This window comes from Stagnihabitans tardus (assembly GCF_009925085.1).
Classification (GTDB): Bacteria; Pseudomonadota; Alphaproteobacteria; order Rhodobacterales; family Rhodobacteraceae; genus Stagnihabitans; species Stagnihabitans tardus.
In genome coordinates this window covers 47,903-62,447 of sequence record NZ_JAABNR010000015.1, presented here as the reverse complement: position 1 = coordinate 62,447, position 14,545 = coordinate 47,903, and the positions used below count along the sequence as shown (strand labels likewise).

The following is a 14,545-nucleotide window of genomic DNA, read 5'->3' as shown; positions in this document are numbered from 1 at the left end:
CCGTGGAATCCACTTGCCTTAGCGTCAAGGCCGGGGTCCCCTGACCCCGGCCTTTTTTCCCGGAGCCCCCATGACCCTCTTCGACCTCTCCCCCCTTGGTCTGGCCTGGATGGCCCTGGCGATCCTGGTCGCGGGCTTCGTGCGCGGCTATTCCGGCTTCGGCTTCTCGGCCATGGTCATCGCGGCCTCGGCCCTGGTGACGAACCCGCTGAACGCCGTGGCTGTCGTCGTCGTCTGGGAGACGGTGATGACGCTGCAAGCCTGGAAGGGCGTCGGCGCCGATGTCGACTGGCGCCGCATCGGGCTCTTGACGCTGGGCGCGGTCATCGGCCTGCCCGTCGGCCTTTGGGTGCTGGGCATGATCTCCGAAGACGCGGCGCGGGCGGTGATCTCGGCCTATGTGCTGACCATGTGCCTGGTGCTTTTCGCGGGCTGGCGCATGAAGGCCGAGGCCGGGCGGCCCGCCACCTTCGGCATCGGCCTGATCTCGGGCCTCGCCAATGCGCCAGGCATGGGAGGCCTGCCGGTCGCCGCCTTCTTCGCCGCCCAGCCGATCTCTCCGGCGGTCTTCCGGGCGACCCTGGTGGCCTATTTCCCGATCCTCGACCTCTATTCGACGCCGCTCTACTGGTATCACGGCATGGTCACCTGGGAGACGGGCAAGGCCGCCCTCATCGGCCTGCCGCTGGTTTTCCTGTCGAACTGGGCGGGGAGCCGCCATTTCCTGAAGACCGACCCGCAGGACTTCCGCCGCTTTGCCATCCTGCTTTTGGGGGGGCTCGCGGCCCTGGGTCTCTTGAAGGCGGTGCTCTGATGCTTCTGGTCGTCAATGCCGGATCCTCGTCGCTGAAACTCGCGGGCTTCGCGCCGGACCTGACCCAGGTCGCCGAGGCGCGTTTTGAACGCATCGGCGCGGGCGGGCCGCCTGACCACCGCGCGGCGCTGCTCCTCGGCCTGGCGCAGATGCCGAGGCCCACAGCCGCCGCGCACCGCGTCGTCCATGGCGGAGCCGCGCTGACCGCGCCCGCCCGCCTGACGCCGCAGGTCGAGGCGCAGATCGAGGCCTGCATCCCGCTGGCCCCGCTGCACAACCCCGCCAACCTGCAAGGCATGCGCGCCTTGCGCGCCCTGATGCCAGACCTCCCCCAATTCGCCAGCTTCGACACGGCCTTTCACGCGACCAACCCCTGCGTCGCGACGCGCTATGCCCTGCCGCCAGAGGCCGAGGCGCTGGGTCTCCGCCGCTATGGCTTCCACGGGCTCAGCTACGCCGCACTTGTTCGAAAACTGCAAGAAACCGGCCCGGAAGCCCTGCCAAAGCGGCTCTTGGCGTTCCATTTGGGCAATGGCGCCTCGGCCTGCGCGATCCTGGACGGACGCTCCATGGCCACGACCATGGGCTATTCGCCGCTCTCTGGCCTCACCATGGGCACCCGCACGGGCGAGATCGACGGCAATGCCGTCCTGCGCCTCGTGGCCGAATACGGCCTCGACGAGACCACCCGGCTCCTGAACCGGGGCTCCGGGCTTCAGGGCCTCGCGGGCGCCTCGGACATGCGCAACCTGCGCGCCGCCCGCAGCCCCGAGGCCGCCTTTGCTCTGGACCATTTCACCTATTGGGCCGCCCGCCACGGCGCCTCCCTCACCGCCGCGATGGGTGGCCTCGACGCCGTGGCCTTCACCGGCGGCATCGGCGAGAACGATGCCCAGACCCGCGCCGCGATCCTCGGCCATCTGGCCTTCCTCGGCGAGAAGCCCGTCCTGATCATCCCCGCCGAAGAAGAACGCCAGATCGCTCGCGAGGCCCGCGCGCTGATGGCGTAACCCGGGGTCCCCCCCGGGCTACGGGGCGCGCGCCCCCCTGCTCATTCATCTTTTCACAAATATCCCACGGGGGTCCGGGGGTGTGAAACCCCCGGGCGATCCGCAAAAGCAAAGGGCCGGAGGTTCGCACCCCCGGCCCTCCCTTCACTGCGCCAAGATCACTCGGCGAAGATCGACTTCTTGTGCGTCCCGTTCGGCACCAGGAGCGTGCCCACGACCACGGTCATGACGGCCACGATGATCGGATACCAGAGCCCCGAGTAGATGTTGCCATACTGGGCCGAGATCGCGAGGACCGTGGCGGGCAGAAGACCGCCGAACCAGCCGTTGCCGATGTGATAGGGCAGCGACATGCCGGAGTAGCGGATCCGGGTCGGATAGAGCTCGACCAGCTGGGCGGCGATCGGGCCATAGACCATGGTGACCAGGATGATCAGGTAGGTCAGGGCGATGATCACGCTCAGGTTCTGCGCGGTGAAGAGGTCGCCGAAGGAGGCGATCTTGGCCACGGTCGTATTGTCCTTGGCGACGATCGGATAGCCCGCCGCCAAAAGCGCGTCGTTCACGGCCTTCTCGAAGGCACCCTTGACGCCATTGGCCTTGGCCAGCTCGCCATTGGCCGCATCCAGGGCCGCCAGTTGGTCGGCCGGGATCGCGGCACGTGCCGCAGCGAGCGCCGCCTCGGTGGCAGGCATCGCAGCCTTGGCCGCATCGACCGCGGTCTGAGCCGCAGCCTTGGCGTCATCCGCCGCACCGGCCAGGGCCTTTTCGGCATCGGCCAGAACGACCTTGGCCGCAGCCGCAGCCTTCTCGGCCCCCGTCAGAGCCGTCACCAGGGCCGGATCGATGGCCGTCTTGGCCGCTTCGACCGCAGCTTTGCCGGCTGCGATGTCGGCCGCATTGGCCGCGCCGTCATAGGCGGCAATCTCGGTCTCGCCGATCTTGACCATGGCCACCGAACCCGCCGCCGCATCGACCGTTTCCGAGTTGGCCGAAGCCTTCAGAAGCAGCGCCTTGGCGATGTCGCAGGAATTGGTGAACTTGGCCGTGCCGACCGGGTTGAACTGGAACGAGCAGTTCTCGGGGTCAGCGGTCACGGTGATCTTGGTCTGGTGGGCGGCATGCAGCGCCGGGTTCGCGGTCTTGGTGATGAACTGGAAGACCGGGAAATAGGTCAGCGCGGCGATGGCGCAGCCCGCCAGGATGATCGGCTTGCGGCCGATCTTGTCGGAGAGCGAGCCGAAGAACAGGAAGCCCCAGGTGCCCAGAACCAGCGAGCACAGGACAAAGACGTTGGCGGTGAAGAAGTCGACCTTCACGGCCGATTGCAGGAAGGACAGGGCATAGAACTGCCCGCCATACCAGACCACGGCCTGGCCCGCCGTCAGACCCAGAAGGGCGATGATGGCGATCTTGCCGTTCTTCCAGGTGCCGAAAGCTTCACGCAGCGGCGCCTTGGAGGCCGCGCCTTCCGCCTTCATCTTCTGGTAAACCGGGCTTTCCGACATGGTCAGGCGGATATAGAGCGAGACCAAGAGGAGGAAGGCCGAGAGGATGAAGGGCACGCGCCAGCCCCAGGCGTTCCAGGCGGGCAGCGAGACCTCGGCGCCCTTGGCATCGAGGAGCGGCATGCCGTCCAGGCCCAGTTGCACCACCGAGGGGAAGTTGTTGTTGATGATCGGCGTGACGATCAGGATGACGGCCAGCGACAGGAAGAGGCCCAGGGTCGCCGTGGTCTGGATCCACGAGGTATAGAAGCCGCGACGGCCTTCCGGCGCGTGTTCGGCCACATAGACCGCCGCACCGCCATATTCGCCGCCCAGGGCCAGGCCCTGAAGCATGCGCAAGACGATCAGGCAGATCGGCGCCGCGATGCCCCAGGAGGCATAACCGGGCAGGATACCGACCAGGAAGGTCGAGAGACCCATGATCAGGATCGTCATCAGGAAGGTGTATTTCCGGCCGACGAGGTCGCCCAGCATGCCGAAGACCAAGGCGCCGAAGGGACGGACGATGAAGCCCGCCGCAAAGGCCAGAAGCGCGAAGATATTGCGCGAGGTCTCGGGGAAGGGCGTGAAGAACTGCGCCCCGATGAAAGCGGCCAGCGAGCCGTAGAGGTAGAAGTCATACCATTCGAAAACCGTGCCCAAGGACGAGGCCAGGATGACCTTCCGCTCCTCCTTGGTCATCGGCCGGGCCCGCTCGGTGGCGGAGGCCAGTGATTGCGTCATTGTCTCTCTCCCAAAAGCCCCTCTTGCGGGGGCATCCGACATCAGGCCGATCACCTGATGCCCTCCCTTCACCCGGGCCCTGTCCAGGCCCATGGTTCCTTGAACCGCCCCGGAGCGGGGCGGGTGTTTCGTGCTGCCCGGGCGCTTCAGGCCCGGTTCATCCGATTGGCGATCAGGTCATCGACCACGCCGGGATCGGCCAGGGTCGAGGTATCGCCAAGGGCGGCAAAGTCGTTCTCGGCGATCTTGCGCAGGATGCGGCGCATGATCTTGCCCGAGCGGGTCTTGGGCAGGCCGGGGGCCCATTGGATCAGGTCGGGCGAGGCAATCGGCCCGATCTCGGTCCGCACCCACTTGACCAGCTCCTTGCGGAGGTCCTCGGAAGGCTCCTCCCCCTTCATCAGGGTGACATAGGCATAGATGCCCTGGCCCTTGATGTCATGCGGATAGCCCACGACGGCGCTTTCCGCGACTTTCGGATGGGCGACGAGGGCGCTTTCGACCTCGGCCGTGCCCAGGCGGTGGCCCGAGACGTTCAACACGTCATCGACCCGGCCCGTGATCCAGTAATAGCCATCCGCATCGCGGCGGCAGCCGTCCCCGGTGAAGTAATACCCTGGGTATTGCGCGAAATAGGCCTCTTCGAACCGCGCATGATCGCCCCAAAGCGTGCGCATCTGGCCCGGCCAGGAGTCCGCGATGCACAGCACACCCTCGGTCTCGGTCTCTTCCTGCACCTTGCCGGTCGCGGCATCGAGCACCACGGGCTTGACGCCAAAGAAGGGCTTGGTTGCGGAACCCGGCTTTTGCGGGATCGCGCCGGGCAGGGGGGTGATGATATGCCCACCGGTCTCGGTCTGCCAGAAGGTGTCGACGATGGGGCAATTGCCCTTGCCGATGTTCTTGAAATACCAGTTCCAGGCCTCGGGGTTGATGGGCTCGCCCACAGAACCCAAAAGGCGAAGGCTGGACAGGTCGTGCTTTTCGACCAGCTCGGTCCCCATGCCCATCAAGGACCGGATCGCGGTCGGAGCCGTGTAGAACTGCGTCACCTTGTGCTTGGCGATGACCTCCCAGAAGCGGCCCGCGTCCGGGTAGGTCGGCACGCCCTCGAACATCAGCGTCGTCGCGCCATTGGCCAGGGGGCCATAGACGATGTAGCTGTGGCCCGTGACCCAACCCACATCGGCGGTGCACCAGAAGACATCGCCCGGCTTGTAGTCGAAGGTCATCTCATGGGTCATGGCCGCATAGACCAGGTAGCCGCCCGTGGTATGAACGACGCCCTTGGGCTTGCCGGTCGAGCCCGAGGTATAGAGGATGAAGAGCGGATCTTCCGCGCCGACCTCGGCATAGGGGCAATAGGGCGAGGCCTGCTCCATCTCGGCCTTGAGGTCGAAGTCGCGGCCCTCGACCCAATGGGTCTCATCGCCGGTGTGCTTGACCACCAGGCATTTGACATTGTCCTTGCAGTGCAGAAGCGCCTGGTCGGTGTTCGACTTCAAGGGCGTCTTCTTGCCGCCACGCGGGCCGTAGTCGGCGGTGATCACCACCTTGGCCTCGCAGTCGTTGATCCGGTTGGCCAAGGCGTCGGGAGAGAAGCCGCCGAAGACCACGGAATGGACCGCGCCGATGCGGGTGCAGGCCAGCATGGCATAGGCCGCCTCGGGGATCATCGGCAGATAGAGGACGACGCGGTCGCCCTTCTTCACCCCATGCTCGCGCAGCACATTGGCCAGGCGCGAGACCTGCTCCAGAAGCTCGCGATAGGTGATGTGGCGGGCGGGGGTGGCGGGGCTGTCGGGCTCCCAGATGATCGCGGTCTGCTCACCGCGCGTCACCATGTGGCGGTCGATGCAATTGGCGCTGACATTGGTCGTGCCATCCTCGAACCACTTGATCGAGACATTGCCGCGCTCGAACGAGGTGTTCTTGACCTTGGTGAAGGGCTTGATCCAGTCGATCCGCCGCCCCTCGGCGCCCCAGAAGGCATCCGGGTTGGACATCGACGCGCCATAGCGCTGGGCATAGCCCGCAGGCGTCACATGGGCCTTGGCCGTGAAATCTTCGGTTGCGGTATAAACCGTGGGCGCACGTTCCGTCATCATCCCTCCCTGAGCCCGATGGCACCGCTCCTCCAGTGCCGCCGGGCTTCCCTCGCTTGAAGCCTCTATCGCAGCTTTGGCATTCCGAAAGCTACAATTCTTTTGGCTATACTGGCGCGCGGAAATCTCAAAGCGCCAGATTGCCGCAGGGGAATGTTTCGCGCAAACCTGCGTGGGGGAAAGATAATTTCGCAAGGCCCCGCTTGTGTCGCAGGGGATTGCGACACTTTGCCCCAGCGGGGCCCCAGGGTTTCAGACCCGGTCCAGTGTTGCCAGATCGGGGATGAAATCGACGGCTTGCGGGGTCAGACCCGCCTGTTCCAGGACGATCCGCTGCGCAGGCTTGACCCCCGACAGCACCATCCGCCCGCCCTTTCGCGTGACACGTCGGGCCAAAAGCTCCAGCGCGCGGGCGCCGGAGGAATCAAGGTAATCGAGGTCCTTCATGTCGAGGACGAAGTGCCTGGGATGCTCGGCCAGCTGCTCCAGCAGAGCCCCGGTCTGGGCGGCCGCGCCAAAGAACCAGGGGCCGGAGAGATGGACCACGACGCGGTCGGGGTCGTCGCCGATATCGGTCTCCAGCGCCACGGCTTTCGACATGCGGTGCAGGAAGACGAGGCCCGCCAGGGCAAAGCCCATGACGATCCCTTCGGTCAGGTCGCGGAAGACGACGAGGCCGAAGGTGGTCAGCAGGATCAGACCGTCACTGCGTGAGGCGCGCAAGAGCATGACGAATTGCGCCCGCGCCGCCATGTTCCAGGCCACGACGCAGAGGATGCCCGCGAAGACCGCCATGGGGACAAAGGCGATGAGCGGGGCGAGGACCGCCAGGAAGCCCAGGACAAAAAGCGCATGCAGCATCCCCGAGATGGGCCCTCGCGACCCCGCCGCATGGTTGGTGACGGTCCGCGCCACGGCCCCGGTCGCATAGACCCCGCCGAAGAAGGACACCGCGATATTGGCCGTCCCCTCGGCGAAAAGCTCGATCGAGGGGCGGTGGCGGTTGCCGGAAATCCCGTCCGCCACCTGCGCCGACAAGAGCCCGGTGATGGCGCCGAGCAGGGTGAATTGCAGGGCAAAGGGCAGGGCGGCCCAAAGGCTGCCAGCCGAGAGGTCCGGCATCTGCGGCGCGGGCAGGAAATGCGGCAGCGCCCCGAAGCGGTCTCCCACCAGATGCACCGGAAGCCCCAAGCCCCAGACCGCAAAAGTCATCCCGCAGGTGACGAGCAAGAGGTTCGGCCAATGCGGCCGCAGCCGCTTGATCCCCTGCAAGAGCGCGATGGTGATCAGCGAAACCCCCAAAGCCTCGGGCGAGAACCCTTCCCGCGCCTGCCACAAGGCCATCAGTTTCGGCAGGACCGAAGCAGGCTCGGCCTGGGGGGAGAGGCCCAGCACCTCCTTGATCTGGCTGACGAAAATGATGACCGCGATGCCCGCGCTGAAGCCGATGGTGACCGGATAGGGCAGGAAGCGCACGTAATGTCCCAGCCGCAGCGCCCCGGCCGCGATCAGCAGAACGCCCGAGATCAGGGTGGCCACCATCAGCCCCTGCACCCCGATCTCCGCCACGCAGGCCGAGACGCCGACGATGAAAGCCCCCGCAGGCCCCCCGATCTGATAGCGCGAGCCCCCCAGCGCCGAGATCAGGAAGCCGCCGAGGATCGTGGTGAAAAGCCCGCGCTCGGGCCCGAGGCCGCTGGCGATGGCGATGGCCATCGAAAGCGGCAGGGCCACGATGGCCACGGTCAGCCCCGCCATGGCATCGGCGCGCAAGGCAGCCAGCCCATAGCCCTCCCGCAGCACGGTGAGGAGCTTGGGCATGAAGTCGTTCTCGCCCCTCGGGGCGGGCGGGGTCAGGTCCGTCATGATGCGTCCCCGGTCCCGGGGCCTTTGCCAGCGCGGCGAAATGGCCGCTATCAAGGGCGTAATGCAGGAAGCCCGAAGAAATCCTTAACCAAGATCAGCGAAAGGATCATCCGGATAGGACACGCCTGTCAAGCAGAGCCCCTGGGGCGGCGCCACCGGCCCGCAGGCGCGGCGGTCCCGCGCGGCCAGGGCTCTGGCCATGTCATCGGGGCTCCAGGTCGCGTGGCCGACCTGCACGAGCGAGCCCATGATCGACCGCACCTGGTTGTGCAGGAAGGACCGCGCGCGAAGCCGGACGTGGATTTCCTCTCCGATGGTGGAAAAGCTGATTTCGTCCAGGGTCTTGACCGGGGAATTGGCCTGGCAATAGGTCGAGCGGAAGGTGGTGAAGTCGTGGTTGCCCACCAGATGCGTTGCCGCCTCCTCCATGGCAGCGAGGTCGAGCCGGGATTTCACATGCCAGACCCGGCCGCGCTCCAGCACGGGCGGCGCGCGGCGGTTGAGGATGCGGTAGAGATACCGCCGCTCCAACGCGGAAAACCGCGCGTGGAAGTCGTCCGCCACCTGGGCCACCGCCCGGATCGCCACCGGGGCGGGGCGCAGATGGGCATTCAGCGCCTCGAGCAGCCGGAACGGGTCCCAATCGCGGGAGAGGTCGATATGGGCGACCTGGCCCGTGCCATGAACCCCGGTATCGGTGCGCCCGGCTGCGGCCAGGAGATGCTCGCCCGGCTCCAGCCTGGCCAGGGCCGCCTCGATCGCACCCTGGACCGAGGGCCCGTTGACCTGCCGCTGCCAGCCCGCAAAGGGCGAGCCGTCATATTCGATGAGCAGGGCGAAGCGGGGCATCTTTTCCTTCCAGGGGCGCTTTTGCGGCGGCGGGCAGAGCGGGGGTTTCACACCCCCGCACCCCCGTGGGATATTTGAGCCAAGGTGAAAGGGAAAGAGGGCGCGGTGGACAGGGGCGCGCTTCATGCTTTCAACTGGCCCAAATACTCCCGGGTGCGGAAAGTCCAGTGGCCCTGGGCACAGCCTGCCACCAACGGATTTTCTCCCCGTGGTCTTTCATACTTGCGCAAATATCCCGGGGGAGGTCTGGAGGGGCCCCGCGGGTCCCTCCAGCTTTCTTGCCCGCTCAAATGGCACGCCGCTTCAGCGCCCATAGCCCCCCGCGACTCCCCTTCGTTCCTTTCAATTTGGCCCAAATACTCCCGGGGAAGGTCTGGAGGGGGCCCGCGGCTCCCTCCAGCTCTTGCTGCGGTTTGCCGAATTTTCCCATGGATTTGGCCTGTTGCGGGGCGGTTTTCCTGCCTATGTTCAGGGGAAAGGCGAAAAGGGCAGGAATTGGGCGGCATCGGCGATCTGGCGGAGGGGTTCCTGCGCGGCTTGGGGGGGCTGGCGCTGCCCGATCCGGTCGTGCGGCTCGGGGTCACGGGGCTGTCGCGGGCGGGCAAGACGGTCTTCATCACCTCTCTGGTGGCCAATCTTCTCGAACGCGGGCGGATGGTGCAGTTCGCGCCTTCGGGGCGGATCGACTCTGTCCTCTTGCAGCCGCAGCCCGACATGACCCTGCCGCGCTTTGCCTATGAGGACCACCTCGCCGCCCTGACCGGGGATGCGCCGCATTGGCCGGAGAGCACGCGGGCGGTGTCGGAGCTGCGGCTTTCGTTCCGCTACAGGGCGGAGGGGATGGCCTCGGTCCTGGGGCCCCGGACGCTGCATCTGGATATCGTGGATTACCCGGGGGAATGGCTTCTGGACCTCTCGCTTCTGGACAAGAGCTATGAGGACTGGGCCGAGGCCACGCTTTCCCGCATCGCCACGCGGGCCGAGGCGCGGGATTACCTGGCGCTGGCCCGGGCCGAGGATGGGGCCCTGGACCTTGACGAGCCCAAGGCCATGGAGCTGGCGGCGCGCTTCACCGCCTATCTCCAGGCCGCGCGGCGGGCGGGCTGGTCGGATTGCACACCGGGGCGGTTTTTGTTGCCGGGCGACCTTGCGGGCTCTCCGGTCCTGACCTTTGCGCCCTTGCCCAGGCCTGCCATGGCAGGGCGGGGCTCGCTTTACGCGGCGATGGAGGCGCGGTTCCAGGCCTATCAGGCCAAGGTGATCCGGCCCTTCTTCCAGACCCATTTCGCCAGGATCGACCGGCAGCTCGTGCTGATCGACCTTCTCGGCGCGCTCGACCGGGGGCCGCAGGCGGTCGAGGACCTGCGCCGGACGCTGGCGGAAGTCCTCGGCGCCTTCCGCCCCGGGCGGCGGGGCTGGCTCGACCTGATCCTGGGCGGCAAGCGGGTGGAGAAGATCCTTTTCGCCGCCACCAAGGCCGATCACCTGCACCATGGCCAGCACGCAAGGATGACCGCGATCACCGAGGCGCTTTTGGCCGATGCAAGGGCGCGTGCCGATTTCGCGGGGGCCGAGACCCAGGCGCTGGCCCTGGCCTCTTACCGCGCCACGGTCGAGGAGGAGATCGCCCGCGCAGGCGCCGTCCTGCCCGCCGTCAAGGGGCGGCTTTCGGATGGGCGGCTGGTCGCGGCCTATGCGGGGGAACTGCCCGAGGACCCGTCCCGCATCCTCGCCCCCGCCCGCCAGGGGGCCGAGGGCTGGATGGGGGCCGAATACCGGATGATGGACTTCCTGCCCGCCCGCATGACCCGCCGCCCCGGCGAGGGGCCCGCCCATATCCGCCTCGACCGGGCGGCTGACTTTCTGATCGGAGACCTGATGTGATCCTGCGCGATGCCGACGAAGCCGACCTGCCCGTGGTTGCGCGTATCCTGGGGGAATGGGTGGCGGAAACCCCCTGGATGCCCAAGCTCCATACGGCGGAGGAGGATCTGTGGTTCGTGACCAAGCTGCGCCACGAGGGCCGGATGCGGGTGGCGGCCCTGGGGCCACGGGCCATCGACGTAATGGGATTCCTCGTGCGGCAGGGCGGCGAGGTCCTGGCGCTTTACGTGGCCTCGGGCGCGCGGGGGCGGGGGATCGGGCGGGCGCTGATGGCCGATGCCATGCAGGCCAGCCCCGAGGGCGGGCTTTGGACCTTCCAGGCCAATGCGCAGGCGCGGGGGTTTTACGCTGCCATGGGGCTGAATGAGGTCATGATGACCGATGGCGAGAACGAGGAAGGTTTGCCGGATGTGAGGCTGGAATGGAGCCGCTGAAACAACCCCTGGTGATCGAGGCCGAGGGCGAGGCCGATCCGGGGCTGGCGGCGCCGGTCGATCTCGTGCCGATTCTGCCCCGGCTGGCGCGGCGGCCCTCGGTTCTGGGACGGCTCGCGGCCTGGGTCTTCGGGCTCTTGTTCGGGCTGGTCCTTGCGGTCTCGGGCTGGAATTTCGTGACCGGGCTTTTGGTCTCCGTCCCGGCGCTGGGCTGGGTGGCGGCGGGTCTGGTGGCAGTGGCGGGGGTTCTGCTCCTGGTCTGGCTGATCGGTGAGGCCAGGGCCTGGGCGCGGCTCGCCCGGGTCGAGGCGATCCGGGAGGCGGCGCTTGGGGCGAAAGACCTGGCCTCGGCCCGGGCGGTCTTGGGGCGGCTTATGGGGCTCTATGCGGGGAGGGCCGACCTGGCCGAGGCGCGGGCGCGGCTTGACCGGCGCGGGGCGGAGGTCTTTGACGCCGATGCCCTGGTCTCTTTGGCCGAGGTCGAGCTTCTGGCGCCGCTCGATGCCTTGGCGCGCGCCGAGGTCGAGGCGGCGGCGCGGCAGGTGGCCCTGGTGACGGCGCTGGTGCCCCTGGCCTTGGCCGATGTGGCGACGGCGCTGGTAGTCAATGTGCGGATGATCCGGCGCCTTGCCGAGATCTACGGCGGGCGGGCGGGGACGCTGGGCTCCTGGCGGCTCATGCGCCGGGTGATGGGGGCGCTGATGGCGGCGGGGGCCCTGGCCTTGACCGATGACCTGATCGGCTCGGTCGCGGGGGGAGGGATCCTCGCCAAGGTCTCGCGCCGGTTCGGCGAGGGGGTGGTGAACGGCGCCCTGACGGTGCGGGTGGGTCTCGCCGCGATGGAGGTCTGCCGCCCCTTGCCCTTCGTCGCGGTGTCGAAGCCCGGGGTGAGCGCCACGGTGAGCCGGGCGCTTGCGGGGCTCTTTGGCGGGGGCTCTGCCGACTGAGAGCTTGTGCGGTCAGGCCCGGGGGCGGCCCTGCCGACTGGGGGACGGGTCTGGCGGGGCGGTCTTCGGGGGCGGGCTTGCAAGAACGCACGAGGCGTTGCGCAGCCCGGGGCTTGGCTCGGGGCCGCATGAGCCCCGTCGGTTGGCGAGCCGCGCTGATCCGACCCCGGACCTTCAAGAGCTTTGATGACGCCGCGTAGCCCGGGGGACACCCAGGGGCATGGCTCGGGGGCGCATGAGACCTGTCGGTTAGCGGGTCGCGCTGATCCGACCCCGGCACTTCAAGCGCTTTGGTGACGCCGCGTAGCCCGGGGGATACCCCGGGGCTTGGCTCGGGGGCGCATGAGCCCCGTCGGTTGGCAGGGCGCGCTGATCCGACCCCGGACCTTCAAGAGCTCTCGCAGCGCTGCGTAGCCCGGGGTATACCCCGGGGCCGGGAGCGCCCCGCTTGCGCTGGCGCCTGGCGCGCGCCTCAGCCCTTGAACTTCTGCATCAACCGTTCCAGCGGCGAGAGCGCGGGCTCTGCCTCTGCCGTGGGCGCGGGCTTCGGCTCCTTCGGCACCGCGACCTTTTCGCCCCCCTCCGGCCCCTTGCCGGAGTTGCGCGGCGGGTTCACCCGCAGCGAGACGGCGTTGAGGAACTTCGCCTCCTCCCCTTGGGCGAGGAAAGGCGCGCCTTCCGAGATCCCTTGCAGCAGGAGCTCCAGTCCGTCGCGGTCGGATTTGGCGAAATCGTGCAGGACATAGCCCGCCACCAGGTCCTTGTGCCCGGGATGGCCGATGCCAAGCCGCACCCGCCCATAGGCCTCGCCGATCGCGCCATGGATCGAGCGCAAGCCGTTGTGGCCCGCATGGCCCCCGCCCATCTTGACCTTGATCTTGCCCGGGCCGAGATCCAGCTCGTCGTGAAAGACGACAAGATCGGCGGGCGGGATCTTGTGGAAGGCCATGGCGGCCTGAACGGCTCGGCCCGAGAGGTTCATGAAGGTCTCGGGCTTCAACAGAAGTAGCTTCTCGCCGCCCAGGCGCCCCTCGGACACCCGCCCGTGGAAGTCCTTCTTCCAGGGCCCGAACCCATGGTCCAAGGCGATGCGATCCAGCGCCATGAAGCCGATATTGTGGCGGTTGCCCTGATATTCGGGCCCCGGATTGCCCAGACCAGTCCAGAGTTTCATGGCGCCTCCAATGCAAACGGGCGGCCCGGCGGGGCCGCCCGTCCAGGTCAACGACCCGAAATCACGCCTCGGCCGACACCAGGCCCGCCGGGGCCGCGATATTGGCGATGACGAAGTTCCGCGCGATCGTGGGCTTCACGCCTTCGGGCAGGACGACGTCGGAGATGTGGATGACATCGCCGATGTTCTTGCCGGTCAGGTCGACCGTGACGTGATCGGGGATATCCCCGGCCAGAACTTCCAGTTCGACTTCCGAGCGAACGACGGTCAGCGTGCCGCCCTTCTTGATCCCCGGTGCCTTGTCGGCATTGTCGAAGTTCACATGGATGTGCAGGACGATGCGGCTTTCGTCGTGCAGACGCATGAAGTCGACATGGATCGGCTGATCCTTGACGACATCGCGCTGAACGCCGCGGCAGACGACATGCACGTCGTCATGGCCCGGCACCTTGAGGTTGAAGAGCGTTTGCAGGAAACGCCCGGCCTTCAGGTGCTTGAGCAGGTAGTAATAGGGAATGTTGATCGACACGGGCTCTTGCCCGTCGCCGTAAACCACTCCGGGAACTTTCCCGTCGCGCCGTGCTTGCCGAGCGGCCCCCTTGCCCGTCCCCGAACGAAGCTCGACATTGAGATCGTGGATCTCGCGTGCCATAGTCTTTCTCCTGATATAAGTCCGCCATCCTCCAAGGGTGCATGGCGCGACCGGGGGCGGATAGCCGGAATCGGGGGCGAAGAAAAGGGGGATTCTGTGGAGCCGGGGGATTTGGCACTGATTGAAGCCGCTCGTGCGGTCCTGGCGCCCCGGCGGCTTTCGCCCGTGGTCGAAGTGGCAGGCGTGGGCGCGGCCCTGCGCAGCACAAGCGGACAGGTCTATCGCGGGGTCTGTATCGACGCTGCCTCGGGCATCGGCTTTTGCGCCGAACATGCCGCAGTGGCCGCCATGATCACGGCGGGCGAGAGCCGGATCGCCTCCATGGTGGCGGTGGATTGGGATGGCACTGTCTTGCAGCCCTGCGGGCGGTGTCGGGAGCTTGTGGTGCAGATCGACCCCGGCAACGGGGCAACGCGGGTCATCTTGCCGGGTGGGGTGCGTCTGATGGCCGATCTCTTGCCCGATCACTGGCTTTTGGGGCGCAAGTTCCAGGCGGTCTGAAGGCGGCACGGGCGCTTGGGGGCGCTGCCCCCCGCCTTCGGCTCCCCCCGGGATATTTGGGAAAAGATGAAGGGGGAA

Annotated in this window: 12 protein-coding genes; 6 read left to right on the top strand and 6 right to left on the bottom strand. The window is 67.2% G+C overall.

The window, feature by feature from the left end; all coding sequences use genetic code 11:
- Window positions 1-70 precede the first annotated feature (70 nt).
- Complete coding sequence (locus tag GV832_RS15380) at window positions 71-814, top strand: sulfite exporter TauE/SafE family protein (protein WP_168775780.1); 744 nt, start codon at window positions 71-73, stop codon at window positions 812-814.
- Window positions 814-1,824, top strand: coding sequence for an acetate/propionate family kinase (locus GV832_RS15375; RefSeq protein WP_168775779.1), 1,011 nt, complete (start codon window positions 814-816; stop codon window positions 1,822-1,824). Before GV832_RS15380 ends, GV832_RS15375 begins: the two co-directional genes overlap by 1 nt.
- Window positions 1,825-1,982: 158 nt before the next feature.
- Here the strand turns inward: GV832_RS15375 and GV832_RS15370 are convergent, their stop codons facing one another.
- The 4 genes from GV832_RS15370 to truA form a co-directional block, all read right to left on the bottom strand.
- On the bottom strand, window positions 1,983-4,055 hold the full coding sequence (locus GV832_RS15370) for an MFS transporter (RefSeq protein WP_227754455.1): 2,073 nt from the start codon (window positions 4,053-4,055) through the stop codon (window positions 1,983-1,985).
- A gap of 146 nt (window positions 4,056-4,201) precedes the next feature.
- The gene (gene acs, locus GV832_RS15365) at window positions 4,202-6,163 is read right to left on the bottom strand and encodes an acetate--CoA ligase (RefSeq protein ID WP_168775778.1); all 1,962 of its coding nucleotides are present in this window, start codon (window positions 6,161-6,163) and stop codon (window positions 4,202-4,204) included.
- Between the two features lie 249 nt (window positions 6,164-6,412).
- Entirely contained in the window at window positions 6,413-8,026 is a 1,614-nt protein-coding gene (locus GV832_RS15360) for a SulP family inorganic anion transporter (protein ID WP_168775777.1), read from the bottom strand.
- Between the two features lie 84 nt (window positions 8,027-8,110).
- Window positions 8,111-8,875: a tRNA pseudouridine(38-40) synthase TruA gene (gene truA, locus GV832_RS15355; RefSeq protein ID WP_168775776.1), complete on the bottom strand. Its 765-nt coding sequence runs from the start codon at window positions 8,873-8,875 to the stop codon at window positions 8,111-8,113.
- Between the two features lie 504 nt (window positions 8,876-9,379).
- Between truA and GV832_RS15350 the strand changes: the two genes are divergently transcribed.
- From GV832_RS15350 to GV832_RS15340, 3 genes are read left to right on the top strand one after another with little or no spacing between them, the layout of a single operon-like run.
- Entirely contained in the window at window positions 9,380-10,759 is a 1,380-nt protein-coding gene (locus GV832_RS15350) for a YcjX family GTP-binding protein (protein WP_354001971.1), read from the top strand.
- The gene (locus GV832_RS15345; protein WP_168775774.1) at window positions 10,756-11,193 is read left to right on the top strand and encodes a GNAT family N-acetyltransferase; all 438 of its coding nucleotides are present in this window, start codon (window positions 10,756-10,758) and stop codon (window positions 11,191-11,193) included. The genes GV832_RS15350 and GV832_RS15345 overlap by 4 nt, the downstream gene beginning before the upstream one ends.
- A complete protein-coding gene (locus GV832_RS15340; protein WP_168775773.1) occupies window positions 11,181-12,140 on the top strand; it encodes a YcjF family protein in 960 nt (319 codons plus the stop codon). The genes GV832_RS15345 and GV832_RS15340 overlap by 13 nt, the downstream gene beginning before the upstream one ends.
- 472 nt (window positions 12,141-12,612) lie before the next feature.
- Here the strand turns inward: GV832_RS15340 and pth are convergent, their stop codons facing one another.
- Window positions 12,613-13,314 carry an aminoacyl-tRNA hydrolase gene (gene pth, locus GV832_RS15335; protein WP_168775772.1) on the bottom strand — a complete coding sequence of 234 codons (702 nt, stop codon included), beginning with the start codon at window positions 13,312-13,314 and terminating at the stop codon, window positions 12,613-12,615.
- Window positions 13,315-13,375: 61 nt separating this feature from the next.
- Complete coding sequence (locus GV832_RS15330; protein ID WP_168775771.1) at window positions 13,376-13,966, bottom strand: 50S ribosomal protein L25/general stress protein Ctc; 591 nt, start codon at window positions 13,964-13,966, stop codon at window positions 13,376-13,378.
- A 111-nt stretch (window positions 13,967-14,077) separates the two neighbouring features.
- On the opposite strand from GV832_RS15330, the gene GV832_RS15325 reads away from it, so the two are divergent.
- Window positions 14,078-14,467: a cytidine deaminase family protein gene (locus GV832_RS15325; RefSeq protein ID WP_168775770.1), complete on the top strand. Its 390-nt coding sequence runs from the start codon at window positions 14,078-14,080 to the stop codon at window positions 14,465-14,467.
- Window positions 14,468-14,545 lie beyond the last annotated feature (78 nt).

Coding starts and splice junctions, on each gene's coding strand:
- GV832_RS15380 (WP_168775780.1), top strand. CDS start 71: ATGACCCTCTTCGACCTCTCCCCCCTTGGTCTGGCCTGGATGGCCCTG.
- GV832_RS15375 (WP_168775779.1), top strand. CDS start 814: ATGCTTCTGGTCGTCAATGCCGGATCCTCGTCGCTGAAACTCGCGGGC.
- GV832_RS15330 (WP_168775771.1), bottom strand. CDS start 13,966: ATGGCACGCGAGATCCACGATCTCAATGTCGAGCTTCGTTCGGGGACG.
- GV832_RS15370 (WP_227754455.1), bottom strand. CDS start 4,055: ATGACGCAATCACTGGCCTCCGCCACCGAGCGGGCCCGGCCGATGACC.
- GV832_RS15360 (WP_168775777.1), bottom strand. CDS start 8,026: ATGACGGACCTGACCCCGCCCGCCCCGAGGGGCGAGAACGACTTCATG.
- acs (WP_168775778.1), bottom strand. CDS start 6,163: ATGATGACGGAACGTGCGCCCACGGTTTATACCGCAACCGAAGATTTC.
- pth (WP_168775772.1), bottom strand. CDS start 13,314: ATGAAACTCTGGACTGGTCTGGGCAATCCGGGGCCCGAATATCAGGGC.
- truA (WP_168775776.1), bottom strand. CDS start 8,875: ATGCCCCGCTTCGCCCTGCTCATCGAATATGACGGCTCGCCCTTTGCG.
- GV832_RS15340 (WP_168775773.1), top strand. CDS start 11,181: ATGGAGCCGCTGAAACAACCCCTGGTGATCGAGGCCGAGGGCGAGGCC.